At 74.1% G+C, this 17,926-nt stretch carries 4 protein-coding genes; 3 read left to right on the top strand and 1 reads right to left on the bottom strand.

Features of this window, described 5'->3' with window-relative positions:
- The first annotated feature begins 13 nt into the window (after window positions 1-13).
- From AB0C66_RS32865 to AB0C66_RS32855, 3 genes are all read left to right on the top strand, one after another.
- Window positions 14-1,555, top strand: a complete 1,542-nt coding sequence (locus AB0C66_RS32865; RefSeq protein WP_362447084.1) for a hypothetical protein — start codon at window positions 14-16, stop codon at window positions 1,553-1,555.
- A 73-nt stretch (window positions 1,556-1,628) separates the two neighbouring features.
- Window positions 1,629-2,522 (top strand): hypothetical protein, encoded by an 894-nt coding sequence (locus AB0C66_RS32860; protein WP_362447081.1) that lies wholly within the window; start codon window positions 1,629-1,631, stop codon window positions 2,520-2,522.
- A gap of 47 nt (window positions 2,523-2,569) precedes the next feature.
- Complete coding sequence (locus AB0C66_RS32855) at window positions 2,570-7,981, top strand: hypothetical protein (protein ID WP_362447078.1); 5,412 nt, start codon at window positions 2,570-2,572, stop codon at window positions 7,979-7,981.
- Here the strand turns inward: AB0C66_RS32855 and AB0C66_RS32850 are convergent.
- Window positions 7,932-17,573 carry an Ig-like domain repeat protein gene (locus AB0C66_RS32850; RefSeq protein ID WP_362447075.1) on the bottom strand — a complete coding sequence of 3,214 codons (9,642 nt, stop codon included), beginning with the start codon at window positions 17,571-17,573 and terminating at the stop codon, window positions 7,932-7,934. The two genes, AB0C66_RS32855 and AB0C66_RS32850, sit on opposite strands and share 50 nt — an antisense overlap.
- Window positions 17,574-17,926 lie beyond the last annotated feature (353 nt).

Genomic DNA, 17,926 nt, shown 5'->3' with positions numbered 1-17,926 from the left:
TACTCTGTGCGACGTGACATCTCCAGCCCCCGGGGCGGCCGCGCCCCAGCTCAACGGCCCTGCCGGGCCCGCCCGCCCGGCTCCCGGCCCGGCCGCGGACGAGGGCCTGGCCCGGCGGCTGCGCGCGCTCGCGTGCACCGCGCCGCTGCACGACCTCGACACCCGCAAGGCCAATCTGGCGGGGGAGTACGGGGTGTACGCGATGGCCGAGGTCGCCCTCGCCGCCATCGACCTCGTCACGCTCCACATGGACTTCGACACCGGGGCCGACCATGAGCAGATAGTGGCCAGACTGCTGCCCCGCGTCGCCGCCCAGGCCCCCGCGCGCCCCGCCGCCGAGCATGAGCGGGTCGCCCGCTGGGTGCTGGAGAACCTGATCAATGTCGGCAGTGTGGACCGCGGCTTCCGCGCGGTCTACGGCACCTTCGGCGCCGACGGCGCGTACATCCGGCGCGACTATGACTTCAAGCTGATCGAGGAGGTCCCGGGCCCCGGCGGCACCGTTTATCTGCGCACCACCGACGAAGCCGTCAACGTCCTCGTCGGCGCCCTCGACACGGACGTCACCAGCGCCCAGATCGCCGCCGAGGTCAAGCTCGAGGTGCTGATCAGCCGCGGCCGTCTCGCCGACGCCCAACTCGCCGCCGAACAGGCCCGCTACCGCACCGTCCAGTACTCCGAGACGCTGCGCCGCACCCTCGACGCCACCCGGCGGAACGTCCGGGCGGTCGACTGGCTGAGCACCGTCCCCGAGATGATCACCGAGGCGCTCGACCATGTGGCCGACCGCTACCGCCACGAGAACGCGATCCTCACCAATATCCGCAAGGTGCGCGACGAGGCCGCCTCCGGACGGGACCCCGAGCACAAGCGGCGCGCGGCCGAACTGGTCGATATCGTCAAGGACTGCATCCGCCGCCACACCCAGCTCCAGTCCCGACTGCTGGAGGCCGGGCCGCTGTTCCGCGCCGAGCAGGACCGCCAGGCGTTCGCCGCACCCGCCGCCCGCGCCGGACTCGACCTCTACGGACAGCTGCTGGCCCCGCTGCTCCCGCTCCCGGTCGAGCGCGCCGGGCGGGTCACCGACGCCTTCTTCGCCCGGGGCACCGGTCTGCGCACCCCGACCTCGGTACGGATGGGCGACCTGGTGGAGATGCTGCTCACGCCGCCCGTCGAGCGGGAGCACCTCGGCGCGGAGATGCCCGAGCCCGATCTGATCGCCACCCCCGACGACAGCCGGTTCAGCGAGGAACAGCTCGCGTCCGCCATGGAGCTGCTCGACCTCCCGGCCGACGCCCCCCGCCGGCTCTCGGGCCTGCTGGCCGACGCCCGCCGTCGGGACGCCGACCTCCCGTACCTCATCGCCCTCCTGGCCGTGCACGCCGCGAGCCCCCCGGTCGGCACCGCCTACCGCCAGGGCGAGCAGCGGCTGCTCTTCGCCGTCGACGACGGCACCGAACTCGACGACGAGGAGTTCGGCGGCGCCGACCTCATCGTGGGCACGGCCCTGCTGGACGCCGCCGGAATGGCCGCGGACCGGGCGGAGGCGGCCTGATGCCGCGCGCCGTCCGACCGGCCGCCGGGTCCTTCGTCAACCGTGAGTACGTACCGCGCAAGGAGCTTCACCCGTGACCGAGTACGACGCCCTCGACGAGGCGGCGCAGCCGGAGCCCGCACCGGCCGCCGGCGGCGCGCCGGGCGGGATCACCCCCGCCGACGCGGCCGACGCCGCACGGCTGGTGGCCTTCGGGCTCCAGCCCAAGCTGCTGCCCGCGCGGGACGTCGAGTACGCCGAGCTGCTCCGCCGCCACCGTGACGAACCGGCCTTCGCCCGGCTCACCGACGCCGTCGCGGCCGGGCTCGGGCTGATCGTGCTGGAGGTGTCCACCCGCGCCGGAATGGCCGTCACCGCCGCCGAGGACTCCGTCTTCGCCGTCCGCATGGGCGACTACGCCCGCCGCGCCAACACCGACTCCGCCGACCGCTTCCTGCACGGCCTGGCCCATCTCGCCGTCGCCGCCCTGGCCTTTCCCCGCCCCGAGGACCTCGCCGACGACGGCTATATCGGCCGGGTCACCGTCAACGGGATCGACGCCTTCGTCCGCCAGGCGTGCCGCCGTCTCGAGGAGCGGGCCGAGGAGCACGGCGACAACACCGATCCGGCCACCGACGCCCCCGGTCTCGAGGCCGCCTGGCGGGTGTACGCGCGGCGCAGCGCCACCGGCGCCACCAAGGACGCCCGCAGACTGGCCGGTTCGACCACCGGCATCGTCGGCAAGGCCGTGGCCTTCCTCGTCGACTCCGGCTTCCTCCAGCGCACCGGGGACGACGCCGGGGGCGCGTACCGCACCACCGCCCGCTATCAGCTCCAGGTGCGGGACATGGCCGCCGGTGCCGCCATGACCGAGCTGCTGGAGCTGGGCGTCGTACCCGTCGGCGACGGCAGCGCCACCCTGCTGCCGCCCGAAGACACCGACGACCTCGACCTCGTCGCCGACGCCGGTCTGCCGTTCCACGCCTGACGTTCCCGACGCCACCCGCCCCCGAAGCCAACGAGAGTCCTGCCGCCATGTACGAGCTGTCCCGGGTCCGCCTCTACTCCATCGGGCCGGCCGGTGCGCGCTACGCCGACACCGTGCTGGACCTGCGCGGAGTCGGCGAGCCGGTGCCCAGCCCCGCGCCCACCCAGGCGGAGTTCTTCGAGGACGAGCCGGTCGGCCCGCCCCGGCGGCCGGCCCCCGCGGGCGTGCTCTTCCTGGAGAACGGCGGCGGCAAGTCCGTCCTGCTCAAGCTGATCTTCTCGGTGATGCTGCCCGGTCACCGCAACACCCTCGGCGGCGCCAGCTCCGGTGTGCTGCGCAAGTTCCTGCTCGCCGACGACTGCGGACATGTCGCCCTGGAGTGGCAGCACACCGTCACCGGTGAGACCGTCGTCGTCGGCAAGGTCAGCGAGTGGCGCGGCCGTCAGGTCTCCAACGACCCGCGCAAGTTCGCCGAGGCGTGGTACTCCTTCCGCCCCGGCCCCGGGCTCAGCCTCGACTCGCTGCCCGTCGCCGAGTCCGCCGCGGTGCGGCCCCTCGCGGAGGGCGCCTCCACCGCCCGCGGCCGCCGCCGCACCATGAAGGGGTTCCGCGACGCCCTTACCGAGGCGGGCAAGGCATATCCCCATCTGGACGTGGTCTGGGTGGAGATCCACGAGCGGTGGAACGAACACCTCGGCGACCTCGGCCTCGACCCCGAACTCTTCCGCTACCAGCGGGAGATGAACGCCGACGAGGGCGAGGCGGCCGGGCTCTTCGCCGTCAAGAACGACTCCGACTTCACCGATCTGCTGCTGCGCGCCGTCACCGACACCCGGGACACCGACGGGCTCGCCGACCTCGTCCACGGCTTCGCGCACAAGCTGGGCCGCCGCGCCGAACTGACGGCCGAACGGGACTTCACCGCAGGATCGCTGGATCTGCTCTCCCGGATCGCCGAGGCGGCCGACCGGCGCGAGCAGGCGCGCGGTGTGCACGCGGGCGCCGAGCGCCGCACCCGTACGCTCGCCCGGCGCCTCTCCGCGCGGGGCGAGCAGGAGCGCGGCCGGGCCGCCGAGCTGGCCCAGCGGGTGGCCTCCGCCGCGTACGCCGTCACCGAGGCCGAGACGGCGCGCGGCCGCAGCGATCTCGTCGCCGCCGAACTCGCCTACCGTCACGCCTCGTTGGCGCTCACCGCCGCCGAGAAGGGCGCCGCCGCGCAGCGCCGGGAGCTGAACGACGCCCGTACCCTGCACTCCGCCTGGCAGGCCGCCGAGACGGTGCTGCGCCACCGCGCCGCCGCCGACCGCTCCGCCCGGGTCGCCACCGCCATCCGCGAGGCCGAGCGGGACGCCGCCCCCGCCCTCGCCGCCCGTGCCAAGGCCGCCGCCGACCTGGTACGCGCCCTGCACGCGGCCGCCGAGGACGGCGAACGGGTGGCCACCGAGGAGGAGGAGCGCTCCGCCGCCCTCCAGGAGACCGGTGAGGCCGCCCACCGCGACGCCACGGCCGCCGCCACCGCCGCCCAGCGCGCCCGCAGTGACGCCGAGCATCTGCGGCAGCGGCTCACCGAGGTCGAGCAGGAGACCTCCGAGGCCGTCCGCGCCGGATGGCTGGACGACTCCGCGCCGGACGCCGACCCGGCCCGCGCGGCGCTCGCCGCGAGCGACGCGGAGAAGACCGCGGCCGCCGCCTGGGACGCCGCCCGTGAGACGGCCCGCCGGGGCACCGACCACGCGAAGACCGCCGCCGCCGAACAGGCCCGCACCGAACTGGCCGCCGCGCGGGCGGCGGACGCGGCACGGGCCGCGGAGTCCGCGTACGAGGCGGAGCTGCGCACGGCCGAGGCACTCGGCGCCGAACAGCGCCTGGTCGAACTGCTCGGCCTGCCCCAGCCGTCGGCCCCGGTGCCCGCGCCCCGGGGCCGCCCGGTGCCCGCCGAATCCGGCCGGGCCGGGTGGATCACGGTCCCGGTCGACGACGACCCCGACGCGGACGACATGCTGGGCCTGGCCCAACTCCCCGCCGCGTTCCGCGCCGAACCCCCACCCTGCCCGTTCGCTCCCGACCCCGGCCCGGACCCGGCGGACGACCACGCCTACGTGGAGGACGCGGGCGACGCACCGACAGTCCGCACCCGGGACCGAGACGGCCAGCCCGCCGACGACCGCCCCGCGGAGGGCGTCTCGTCGGGCGCGGACCGTGGGGATCCTGAGGGCGGCGGCCGTACCCTGGCCGCGGACTCCGTGCCACCGGGCCGGGTGACCGTCCGGATCGAGGACGGGGACGAGGACGGGGACGACGGCGGGGACGAGGGCGGCGATCGTCGCCGCCGTGCCGTGGCCGCCGATTCGCGCCCCACCGGCCGGGTCTCGGCCGATGCCGGGGACGGGTCCGGACAGGACGCGCCCGGATCCGTTCCGCCGCCCGCGCCCCGCGCCGATGCCGACGGGACCGGGCATGCCGAGGACACCACGGGCACCCCGGACACCTCCGCCGACGACCCCGACTGCTGGGACCCCGAGCTGGGGGACACCACGGGGGAGGCTCCGCTCCCCCGTCCGTCGCGCGGCGAGCCCGCGCCCACGCCGCCCACGCCGCCCCTGCGCCCCGAAGGGCCGCTGACCGCCGAGGAGTTGGACCGCAGCGCCGAGGCGCTGCGCGAACTGCTCGACGAGAGCGTCGCCTCCGCCGAACGGCAGCTGTTCGAGCTGCGGACCGCCGCCGCCGACGACGCGCGGATCCTCGCCGCCCTCGGCGACGGCGGACTGCTGCCGCCCAGCCCCGATGTGCTGGCTGCCGTCGAATTCCTCGGTGAGCACGGCATCCCGGCGCTCCCGGGCTGGCGTTACCTGGCCCAGGCCGTCGACCCGGTCGACCACGCCGCCGTGCTGAGCGCCCGCCCCGAGCTGGTGGACGGCGTCGTGATCACCGACCCCGCCACCCACGCCCGCGCCCGCGAGGTGCTGGCACAGGCGTCGCTGCTGCCGCGGTCCGCCGTGGCCGTCGGCACCGCCGCCGCGCTGCTCGCGCCGACGCCCGCGCCGGGCGAGCGGGACAGCGGTGTGTTCCTGGTCCCGCCGAACCCGGCGATGCACGACGAGCACGCCGCCGACGACGAGCGGCGGGAGCTGCGCACCCGCGCCACCGCCCGCGACGAGGAGATCCGGGCGCTCGCCGCCCGGCTGGCGGGGGACCGTGCGCTCTCGGCGCGGCTCGTGTCCTGGCGCACCGGCTGCCCCCGGGGACGGCTCGCCGAGCTGGCGGCCGCGGCCGAGGAGGCGCGCGAGACCGCCGACACCGCACAGCGGGAGCTCGTGGAGGCGCGGACGGCCCGCGCCGAGGCCGACGAGGCCGCCACCGAGGCCACCCGGGTCCGTGACGAGCGGCAGGAGGCGGCCCAGCGCGCCCGCCGCGTGGCGGACGCGCTGGCCGGTCTGGCGCACCGGCTCCGCCAGCGCGCCGCCTGGCAGACCCGGCTGCGCGAACTGGCCGACGAGGCGGCCGAGTCGGAGGAGCGGGCCGACGCCTGTGTGGACCGGGCCCGCGCCGCGGACGAGGACCGGCGCGCGGCCCAGCGCGCCGCCGACGACGCCCACCGCACCGCCCGCGCGCTGCGCGCCGAGCGGGCCGAGATCGCGGGCGCGCCCGACGACCTCGGGGAGGGCAGCGAGCCGCCCGGCGCCTCGCTGCCCGCGCTCCGCGAGGCGTACCGCGCCGCCTCCCAGGTCTACGAGAAGGTCGGGGTGGGCGCCGACCTCCGCGCCGAACAGGCCCGTGCCGAAAGCGACGAGAGCGCGGCCCTCGCCTCCCTCGACCGGCTCACCAACAAGGTCCGCACCCGCGCCGCACAGCTCCTGGAGGGCACCGACGGTGCCGACGGACCCTCCCGCCAGGCGGCCGCCGCCCGCGCCGAATCGCTGGTGCAGATGCTGGAGACCCGCGCGTCGGCGGCGAGTGAGCAGCTGGGGCGGCTGCGCGGTGAGGCCGAGCGGCTGGCACCCGCCGACGACGGCGACGCGCACACCGAGCTGCCCGGGGAGCTGGTCCCCGCCGACGCCGAGCGGGCCAAGGAGCTGCTGCGCACCGCCACCACCGAACTGGCCGCCCGTACCGACGCGCTGGACACCGCCCGCGCCGCCCACGCCGAGCTGCTGCGCTCCCACCGCGCCGCCGAGGACGCGGCGGGCGGTTTCGACGAGACCGCCGCACTGCTGCGGGACCTGCTGCGCGACGGACCCGGTACGGGCGAGGACGAGGGGGAGCGCCCCGAGCCGTACAGCGGGGAGCTCGCCGAGGCCCGCCAGGCCGCCGCCGAGACCCGCCGCTCGCTGCGCGGCTGCGCCGCCGATCTCTCCCAGGCCGAATCGGCCGTCCGGGAGGCGAGCGACATCCTCGTCCGGCACGCCAACTCCACCCGCTACGAGCAGGTCCGCACCCCGGCCCGGCAGCAGATCCGCGAGCTGCCCGCGGCGGCCCTGCCCGAGCACGCGTCGGCCTGGGCCGAGGCGTTCGCGCCCCGGCTGCGCGTACTCACCGACGAGCTGGAGCAGTTGGAGCGCAACCGCGACAGCATCGTCGACCGGCTGCGCGGCCTGGTCGAATCCTGTCTGGCCACACTGCGTTCGGCCCAGCGGCTCTCCCGGCTCCCGGAAGGTCTCGGCGAGTGGTCGGGCCAGGAGTTCCTGCGGATCCGCTTCGACGACCCGGACCAGGCCACGCTGGCGGAGCGGCTGGGCGAGGTCATCGACGAGGCCACCCGCTCCGCGGTGAAGAAGAACTCGGATCTCCGCCGGGACGGAATGTCCCTCCTGCTGCGCGGAGTTCACGCCGCGCTCCAGCCGCGCGGGGTGGCGGTCGAGATCCTCAAGCCGGACGCGGTGCTGCGGGCCGAGCGGGTGCCGGTCGGGCAGATGGGCGATGTGTTCTCCGGCGGTCAGCTGCTGACCGCCGCCATCGCCCTGTACTGCACCATGGCCGCGCTGCGCAGCAACGACCGCGGCCGGGACAAGCACCGCCACGCGGGCACGCTCTTCCTCGACAACCCCATCGGCCGGGCCAACGCCACCTATCTGCTGGAGCTCCAGCGGGCGGTGGCGGACGCCCTGGGCGTACAGCTGCTGTACACCACGGGGCTGTTCGACACCACGGCGCTCGCCGAGTTCCCGCTGGTGATCCGGTTGCGCAATGACGCGGATCTGCGGGCGGGGCTGAAGTACATCAGCGTCGAGGAGCATCTGCGGCCCGGACTGCCGCAGAGCGACCCGGAGGGCGAGCAGGTGCACGGCCAGATCACCGCCACCCGGATGTACAAGCGGCCCTCGGAGACCCCGGCGTCCGGGGCCGCCGAGGTCTCCGACACCGCCCGGGAGCGGACCGGGGCGGCGGACCGGCGTCCGTCTTCCGAGGGGGTCAGTTCACCACCATCAGCGAGGTACTTCCCGCCGAGGCCGCGTGGTTGACGGAGCCGTTGTAGTTGGCGGTGACGGTGTACGTCCCCTTGGGGAGCGGATTGAACTCCCCGGAGGCCACACCGTTGACCAGCGTCACGGTCTGCGGGGTCCGCCCCGGGATGGCGAGGGTGACGGTTCCGGTGGGTGTGCCGGTACCGGGGAGGACCGTGGCCACCGTGGCGGTGAGGGTCACCCGGTCATTGACCCTCGCGGGGTTCGGCGCGGCGACCACGGCGGTGGTGGTGGACGCCTTGTTGACGGTCTGGGTGTCGGTGCCGGTGGAGGGGGCCAGGCCGTCGGTGCCGTTGAAGGTGCCGGTGACGGTGAACGGACTCCCCGTCGTGGTGGTGTAGGTGCGGGTGGCGGTCGCGATTCCCAGGAGGACCGGGACGGTGACGGAGGCGCTGCCGTCACCGAAGGAGAAGGTGACGGTCCCGCCCCCGGAGGGCGAGACAACCGCCCGCGCGGTCACCGTCTGGCCGACCACCGACGGGTCGGGGGTCGTGGTCACCGTGGTGGTGGTCGCGGCTTTGGTCACCGTCTGGGTGTCGGTGCCCGTGGACGTGGTGAAGTTGGTGTCGCCGTTGTAGGTGGCGGTGATGGGGAAGGGGCTTCCGGTCCTGCTGGTGTAGGTGTGGGTGACGCCGGCGACCCCTCCGGAGAGTGTCGCCGTGGCGTTGCCGGTGCCGTCGCCGAAGCTGAAGGTGACGGTGCCGGTGGGAGTCCCCGCACCGGGCGGGATGGCCGCCACGGTGGCGGTGAGGGTCACCGACTGGCCCGCCCCCGAGGGATCCGGTGTGGACACCACGCTGGTGGCGGTGGACGCCCGGTTGACGCTCTGGGAGTCGGTGCCGAGGGAGGTGTTGAAGGAGTCGCTGCCGTTGTAGGTGGCGGTGACGGAGTACGGGCTCCCGGTGGTGCCGCCGAAGGGGTGGGTGACCGTCGCGACCCCTCCGGAGAGCGTCGCGGTCGTGCTGCCCGTGCCGTCACCGAAGGTGAAGGTGACCGTACCGGCCGGGGTGCCGTTGCCGGGCGCCTGCGGGGTGACCGTCGCGGTGAAGGTGACCGACTGGCCCGTCGCCGAGGGATCCGGAACGGAGACCACCGTGGTGGTGGTGTTCGCCTTGTTGACCGTCTGGGTGTCGGTGCCGCTTGACGCCGTGAAGTTGGCGTCCGCGTTGTAGGTGGCGGTGATGGCGAAGGGGCTGCCCGTCCGGGTGTTGTAGACATGGCTGATGCTCGCCACTCCGCCCGTCAGGGTGGCGGTGGCGTTGCCGGTGCCGTCGCCGAAGGTGAAGGTGACGGTGCCGGTGGGGGTTCCGGCGCCGGGGGCGACGGAGGTGACGGTGGCGGTGATGGTGGTGGACTGTCCGGTGACGGTCGGGTCGGGCGAGGAGACCACGGCGGTGGTGGTGGCGGCCCGGTTGACGGTCTGGGTGTCGCTGCCGTTCGAGGTGGTGAAGGTGTCGTCGCCGTTGTACGTGGCGTTGATGGCGTACGGACTGCCGGACGTGCCCGGGTAGGCGTGGCTGACGGTCGCCACTCCGCCCGTCAGGGTGGCGGTGGCGCTGCCGGTGCCGTCGCCGAAGGTGAAGGTGACGGTGCCGGTGGGGGTTCCGGCGCCGGGGGCGACGGAGGTGACGGTGGCGGTGACGGTGGTGGACTGTCCGGTGACGGTCGGGTCGGGCGAGGAGACCACGGCGGTGGTGGTGTTCGCCTTGTTGACGGTCTGGGTGTCGCTGCCGCTGGACGCCGTGAAGCTGGCGTCCCCCTGGTAGGTACCGGTGAGGGTGTACGGACTGCCGGAGGACCCCGTGTACACATGGGAGACCACGGCCAGGCCGTTGTTCACCGGTGCGCCGACATCCGGGGTGCCGTCGCCGAAGCTGAACAGCACCGTGCCGGTGGGGGTTCCCGCGCCGGGCGCGGCGGACGCGACATTGGCGGTGATGGTGGTGGACTGTCCGGCCACGGTGGGGTCGGGGGAGGAGACCACCGCCGTGGTCGTCGCCGCCGGGCCGACCGTCTGGGTGTCGCTGCCGCTGGACGCCGTGAAGCTGGCGTCCCCGAGGTAGTCGGCGCCGACCGTGAAGGGTCCACCCGCGGCGGTGTAGGTGTGGGTGATCCGGGCCGTGCCACCGTCGAGGGGCGCCATCACGGTGGGGCTGCCGTCGCCGAAGTCGAAGGTGACGATCCCGGTGGGCACGCCCGCGCCGGGGGCGACCGGTACCACGGCCGCGGTGAGGGTCACCGGCTGGCCGGTCACCGACGGATCCGGTGCCGAGGTGACCGTGGTGGTCGTCTCCGCCGGGGTCACCGTCTGGACGTCCGAGCCCGCGGAGGAGCTGAAGTCGCCGTCGCCGCTGTAGGAGGCGGTGACCGTGTACGGGCTGCCCGTCGCGCTCGTGTAGGAGTGGGCGACCGTCGCCACCCCGGCGATGAGCGGCGTGGTGATCACCGCCGTGCCGTCGCCGAAGTCGAAGGAGACCGTACCGGTGGGCACTCCGCCGGCGGGCGGGACCGGGGCCACGGTGGCGGTGACGAGCACCGCCTGCCCGGTCGTCGAGGGGCCCGGGGAGGAGACCACCGTCGTGGAGGTGGTGGCGGCTCCGGGCGACACCGTATGGGTGTTGGTGGCGGTGGCCGGGGCGAAGTCGGCGTCCCCGCTGTAGTCCGCGGTGGCCGTATAGGGGCTCCCGGAGGAGTCCGCGTAGGAGTGGCTGATGGTCGCCGCCCCGCCGGAGACCATCGCCGTGACCGGTGCGCCGCCGTCGCCGAAGTCGAAGGTGACGGTGCCGCTGGGGTTGCCCGCGCCGGGAGCGGTGGCCGCCACCCTGGCGGTGAAGGTGACCTCCTCCCCGGCCACGGACGGGTCGGGTGAGGACACCAGGGTCATGGCGGTGACGGCCTGGCCGACGGTCTGGCTGCCGGTGCCGGTGGAGACGGTGAAGTCGGCGTCACCGTTGTAGTCGGCGGTGACGGTGTACGGACTGCCCGCGGTGCCCGTCCAGATGTGGCTGACGGACGCCTGTCCCGCCGCGAGCGACGCGGACACGGAGGGGGTGCCGTCGCCGAAGGTGAAGGTGACGGTGCCGGTGGGGGTTCCGGCGCCGGGCGCGGCCGCCGAGACGGTGGCCGTGACGGTCACCGGCTCGCCCGCCACCGAGGGGTTGGGCGAGGTGGCCACCGCGGTGGTGGTCGTGGCCGGGACGACGGTCTGGGTGTCGGTCCCGCTGGAGCCGGTGAACCCGGCGTCCCCGCCGTAGACGGCCGTGATCCCGTAGGGGCTCCCGGAGGTGGTGGTCCAGACGTGGCTGACAACGGCACTGCCGCCGACGAGGTCCGCGGAAAGCGGCGCGCTGCCGTCGCCGAAGTCGAAGATGACGGTGCCGGTGGGGATTCCGACGCCGGGCGCGGCCGCCGAGACGGTGGCGGTGACCGTCACCGGCTCGCCCGTCACGGACGGATCCGGCGACGAGACGATCACCGTGGCGGACGGCGCCGGGAAGACGGTGTGCGCGACGGTGCCCACCGAACCGGTGAAGTCGGTGTCGCCGCTGTAGGAGGCGGTGACCGAGTACGGGCTGCCCGCCGCGGTGGTGTAGTCGTGGGTGGCGGTGGCCTCACCGCCCATGACGGGGACGGTGACCGGTGCGCTGCCGTCGCCGAAGTGGAAGGTCACCATCCCGGTCGGGGAGCCGTCGGCCGGGGCGTCCGGCGTCACCCGCGCGATGAACGTCACGGTCTGGCCCGTCACCGACGGATCCGGCAGGGTGAGCACGGAGGTGGTGGTCGTGGCCGGGGCGACGCTCTGGGCGTCGGTGCCGCTGGAGGCGGTGAAGTCGGCGTCGCCGTCATAGGAGGCGGTCACGGTGTACGGGCTGCCCGCGGTGCCCGTCCAGACGTGGTCGACGGTGGCGCCGCCGCCGATGAGATCCGCGGTGACGGGGCCACTGCCGTCGCCGAAGTCGAAGGTGACGGTGCCGGTGGGGGTTCCGGTCCCGGGGGCGAGCGCCGAGACGGTGGCGGTGAAGGTCACCGGCTGGCCCGGCACCGAGGGGTCGGGCGAGCCGGTCACCGCGGTGGCGGTCGCGGCCGGGTCCACGGTCTGGACCACGGCGCCGCTGGAGCCGGTGAAGTCGGTGTCCCCGCTGTAGTCGGCGGTGACGGCGTACGGGCTGCCGACCGTATTGGTCCAGATGTGGTCGGCGGTCGCCACCCCGGCGCTGAGCGGCACGGTGACGGGCGCGCTGCCGTCGCCGAAGTCGAAGGTGACGGTGCCGGTGGGGGTTCCGGCGCCCGGCGCGGCGGCCGAGACCGTCGCGATGACGGTCACTTGCTGCCCCACCACCGACGGCACGGGCGACAGGGTCACCGCCGTGCTGGAGTGGGACTGGTTCACGGTCTGGGCGAAGGTGTCGATCGAGCCCGTGTAATCGGTGTCACCGCTGTAGGTGACGGTCACCGTGTACGGACTGCCCGCCGCGCTGCTGAAGATGTGGTCGACGGTGGCCACCCCGGCGACCACGGGGACCGCGGCCGGGAGGCTGCCGTCGCCGAAGTCGAAGGTCACCGTGCCGGTCGGCGAACCGCCGCCCGGCCCCACCGGAGCCACCGACGCGGTGTAGGTGACCGGTTGGCCCACCACGGAGGGCTGCGGTGCGGCGGTCACCGTGGTGCTGGTGGCGTCCTGGGTCACCGTGTGGGCGGCCGTGGCCACCGAGGTGCCGAAGTCGCCGCTGCCGTTGTAGACGGCGGAGATGGTGTACGGGCTGCCGAGGCTGGTGGTGTAGGCGTGGCTGACGCTGAGGGCTCCGCCGACCAGCGGCGCGGTGACGGGAGTTGTGCCGTCACCGAAGTCGACGGTGACCGTGCCGTCCGGGGTCCCGGCGCCCGGTGGCACGGCGGTGACCGTGGCGGTGACGGTCACCGCCTCACCCACCACCGTGGGGCCCTGACCGATGGTCACCGTACTGGTGGTCGCGGTCTGCTGGACGGTGTGGGTGGTGGTGACGGTGGAAGTGGCGTAGCCGGTGTCGCCGCTGTAGGTGGCGGTGATGGTGTACGGGCTGGCCGCGGTGGTGGCGTACGGATGGGTGACCGTGGCCAGACCGCCCACGGTGTCGACGGTGACGGTCGGGCTGCCGTCGCCGAAGTCGAAGGTGACCTCGCCGGTCGGGGTGCCGGTGCCCGGGGACACCGGGGCCACGGCCGCGGTCACGGCCACCGGCTGGCCGACCACGGTCGGATCGGGCGTGGCGAACACGGTGGTCGCGGTGGCGGCCTGGTCGACCGTCTGGGTCGCGGTGTCCGTGGAGGAGCTGAAACCGGCGTCGCCGTTGTAGGTGGTGGTGACGGTGTACGGGCTGCCGGAGGGATCCGCGTACGCGTGGACCGCGGTCGCGACCCCGTCGGCCAGCGGCACCAGGAGGGAGTCCGAGCCATCACCGAAGTCGAAGGTCACGGTCCCGGTCGGGGTACCGGCGCCCACCGTCGCCGGTGCCACGGTCGCGGTGAAGGTGACCGGTTCGCCGGTCACCGAGGGGTTCGGGGTGGCGGCCAGCGTGGTGGTGGAGTCGGCCAGGTCCACCGTGTGGGCGTCGGCCCCGGTCGAGCCCGCGAAGTTGGCGTCGCCGCTGTAGACAGCGGTGATCGTGTAGGGGCTCCCCGCGGTGGAGGCGTAGATGTGGTCGGCGCTCGCCGTCACCGGACCGGCGCCGGTCACGGGCACGGCGACGGTCGGGGTGCCGTCGCCGAAGTCGAAGGTCACCGTGCCGGTGGCGGTGCCCGAGGCGGGCGGCAGGACCGCCACGGTCGCGGTGAAGGTGACCGCCTGGCCGACGACGGACGGGTCGGGGGAGGAGATGACCGTGGTCGAGGTGCTCGACACATCCGCTTCCACCCGCTGGTCGAACGTCCCGACGGACGCGGCGAAGTCACCGTCGCCGCTGTAGGAAGCGGTGATGGTGTACGGGCTGCCCGCGGTACTGCCGTAGGCGTGCGTCGTCATGGCGATACCGGCCGAGACCGGCACGGTGACGGGGGAGGAGCCGTCGCCGAAGTCGAAGACGACCGTGCCGCCGGGTGCCCCGGCGCCCGGCGGCACCGGTGCCACCCGCGCGATCAGCGTCACGGTCTGGCCCACCGCCGAGGGCTCCGCCGACGAGGTCAGTGTGGTGGTGGTGTCGGCCGGTTCGACGACATGGGAGATGGTGTCCTCGGACGGGGCGAAGTTGGCGTCCCCGGTGTAGGCGCCGGTGATGGTGTACGGGCTGCCACTCGCGGTGGTGTAGGCGTGGTTGACCGTCACCGTGCCGTTCACGAGTTCGGCGGTCAGGATCGGGGTGCCGTCGCCGAAGTCGAAGGTGACCTGACCGGTCGGGAGACCGACGCCGGGTGCGGCCGGGGTCACGGTGACCGTGATCGTCTCACCGGTCACGGACGGATCGGGGGCGGCGGTGACCGTGGTGGTGGTACCGGCCGGTTCGACGCCGTGCAGCCAGGTGCCGTTGGACGCCAGGAAGTTGGTGTCACCGTCGTAGGTGACGCTCACGGGGTACGGGCTCTGCGACGCGTTGGCGTACGCGTGGTCGACCTCGGCTGTGCCGCCCGTCAGCGGCACGGTCTCGGTGGCCGTGCCGTCACCGAAGTCGAAGGTGACGGTGCCGGTGGGGGTGCCCGCCCCGGGCGGTACGGCGGCCACGGTCGCGCTGAGGGTAACCGTCTGGCCGGTCACCGAGGGCTCCGGGTCGGCGCTCACCACCGTCGCCGACACCGCCTGGCTCACCACTTGGGTGTCCGATCCCTCCGAGGCGTTGAAGTCGCTGTCGCCGCTGTAGGTGGCGTCGACCGTGTACGGGCTGTCCGCCACATCCGGGTTGGCGCGGGTGACGGTCGCGGTGCCGCCCGCGACGGGTACGGTGACGGTCGGGGCGCCGTCGCTGAACTCGAAGGTCACCGTGCCGGTGGGGGTACCGGCCGCCGGTTCCTCGGGGGTGACCTTCGCGACGAACGTCGTCGCCTGCCCCACCGTGGAGGGGTCGGGCGCGGAGCTCACGGTGGTGGTGGTGTCGGCGGGCTGGACGGTCTGGAGAGCGGTACCCACCGACGTGCCGAAGTCGGCGTCGCCGTTGTAGGTGGCGGTGACGGTGTAGGGGGTCTCGGCGGCGGCGCTGAAGGCGTGGGTGGCCTCGGCGACACCTCCCACGACCACGGTGACGATCGGGGTGCCGTCGCCGAAGTCGAAGGTGACGGTGCCGGTGGGGGTGCCCGCCCCGGGCGGCGCGGCGGCCACCGTCGCGGTGAACGTCACCGGCTCACCCACGAGGGAGGGGTCGGGGGCGGAGGTCAGGCTGGTGGTGGTATCGGAGGGCCGCACCGTCTGGGCGCCGGTGCCGAGGGAGGCGGTGAAGTCGGCGTCACCGCTGTAGGTGGCGGAGATGGCGTACGGGCTGCCGGAAGTCCCCGCATAGGTGTGGGTGGTCTCGGCGGTGGAGCCGGTGAGGGTGACGGGGACGGGCGGGGTGCCGTCGCCGAAGTCGAAGGTGACGGTGCCGGTGGGGGTGCCCGCCCCGGGCGGTACGGCGGCCACCGTCGCGGTGAACGTCACCGGCTCGCCCGCCGCGGCCGGATCGGGCCCCGAGATCACGGTGGTCGTCGAGGCGGACTGCCCCACCGTCGCACCGGCCGTGCCCGAGGCGGCGGAGAAGTCGGCGTCGCCGCTGTAGGTGGCGGTGATGGTGTACGGGCTGCCGGTGGTCCCCGCATAGGTGTGGGTGGTCTCGGCGGTGGAGCCGGTGAGGGTGACGGGGACGGGTGGGGTGCCGTCGCCGAAGTCGAAGGTGACGGTGCCGGTGGGGGTGCCCGCGCCCGGTGGCAGTGCGCTGACCGTGGCGGTCACGGTCACCGGCTCCCCGGCCGTCGACGGGCTGGGAGAGACACCGACCGCCACACTCGTCGTCGCCTGCCCGACGGTCTGGGTGTCGGTGCCGCCGGACGCGGTGAAGTTGGTGTCGCCGCTGTAGGTGGCGGTGACCGTGTACGGGCTGCCACTGGTGGACGTGTAGACATGGTCCACCGTCACGGCCACACCGGACAGCGGCAGGTCGACCGTCGGGGTGCCGTCGCCGAAGTCGAAGGTCACCGTGCCGTTCGGGGTCCCGGCTCCCGGCGCCACCGGAGCCACCCGTGCCACGAAGGTGACCGGCTGCCCGGTCTGGGAGGGGTCGGGAGAGCCGGTCACCGTGGTGGTGGTCGAGGCCGCCGTCACCACCTGGGTGTCCGTACCGGTGGAGGCGAAGAACAGCACCTCGCCGTTGTAGGTGGCGGTGATGGTGTAGGGCGTCTGTGACGGGGCGAGGTAGGTGTGGCCGACCGTGGCCGTGCCGTCGGTGAGCGAGGTGGTGACGGGCTCCGTACCGTCGCCGAAGTCGAAGGTGACGGTGCCGGTCGGGGTCCCGGTGGTGGGCGGAACACCCGTGACCGTGGCGGTGATGGTCACCGGTTCGCCGACGAGGGAGGGGTCGGGCAGCGAGCTGACGGCCGTTTCGGTCGGCGCCAGATAGCCGAAGGCCCCGGCCAGGGTCACGGTGCCGCCGGGGGTGGTCACGGTGATGTCGGCGGAGCCGGGCGTCCCCGGCGGGGTCACCACCACCAGCAGGGTGTCGGAGTAGGCGCGGAAGGAGACCGCGGGGACACCGCCGACGGTGACGGCGCTGACGAGGGAGAGTCCGGTGCCGGTCAGGACGAGGGTGGAGCCGCCCGCGATCGGCCCGGTGGACGGGGTGACCCCGGTGACGGTGGGGACCGGCGCGTAGGTGTAGGCGAGCCGGTTGCTCACCCCGCCGACAGCGGCGACCCACACCGGGACGGTGCCCGCCCCGGTCGCGGGCGGCGCGGTCACCAGGAGCTGCTGGTCGGAGACGGCGGTGGGGAACGCGAGGGAGTCGCCGAAGTACACCAGCTGAGCGGTGCTCAGATTGACGCCGGTGAGCTCGACGACATTGCCGCCGCCGACCGGCCCGGCGTCGGGCGTGATGGTCTTCAGCCCGGGCCAGGGGATGTAGTAGAAGATGCCGATCGGGGCGGTGCCACCGGGGGTGGTGACCGTGACCGGCACCGCTCCGGTGCCCCAGGGGCTCACGGCCACGATCGTCTCGTCGTCCAGTACGGAGAAACTGGCCGCCGGATGGGGGCCGAAGGACACATCGGTGGCGAAGCCGAAGTGGTGTCCGATGATGGTCACCAGCGTGCCGCCGCCGTACGGACCCTGGTCCGGGAAGACCCCCGAGAACGCCTCCAGGAGGATGGTCGGCGGATCCTCCTCCGCCCCGGACCGCGCGGCTGCGAACAGCGGACCCGCGCCCGCGCGGGGCCGGGGGAGCGAGCCGAGCAGGGCGGCGGTGTCCAGCGTCGCCGGCACTCCGTTGAGATCGGCCGCGGTGCAGATCACCAGCCGGTCGGGGGCCGACCGCGCCACGAGCGGGATCGGCGCGCGGAGGGTGCGGACGATCCTGTGGGACTCCGGGTCGACGACGGCGAGGCAATCACCGCCGCCGTCCGTGACGATGACCAGCCCGTAGGGGCGATAGGGCGTCGGCATGACGGCTCCAGACCAGCTCGCGGGGCCCGCCGCGCCGAGGTGGCCGCCCTTACGCGGGCGCCGCCTTGGCCGGTCCCTGCACGTCCTGTCACGGAGGAGGGCAGGGCACGACCGCATCACTCGGGTGCTTCCGAATTCGGGCGGGCGCCTTCCACTCCTCCGGAAAGGATGGGCGGCCCACCGGAATCAGACGGATTCAGTAACCCATTCCGGTGATAAGGAAGGCAACGCTCCGGACAGGAGGTCACCCGAACGGACGAGTCGGGCATTCGGGCATCGCGGTGCGCCCCCTCCCGGAACATCCGGAAGGGGGCGGAAAGAGGCGACCGCGGGGGCCTGTTGAAGCGTCCGGG

Source organism: Streptomyces sp. NPDC048636, assembly GCF_040650655.1.
Lineage (GTDB): Bacteria > Actinomycetota > Actinomycetes > Streptomycetales > Streptomycetaceae > Streptomyces.
Note: the sequence above shows the minus strand (reverse complement) of the source record. Positions and strands in the feature narration are given on the sequence as shown.

Excerpts from the sequence above, each read along its gene's own strand:
- AB0C66_RS32850 (WP_362447075.1), bottom strand. The coding sequence starts at position 17,573 with ATGCCGACGCCCTATCGCCCCTACGGGCTGGTCATCGTCACGGACGGC.
- AB0C66_RS32855 (WP_362447078.1), top strand. The coding sequence starts at position 2,570 with ATGTACGAGCTGTCCCGGGTCCGCCTCTACTCCATCGGGCCGGCCGGT.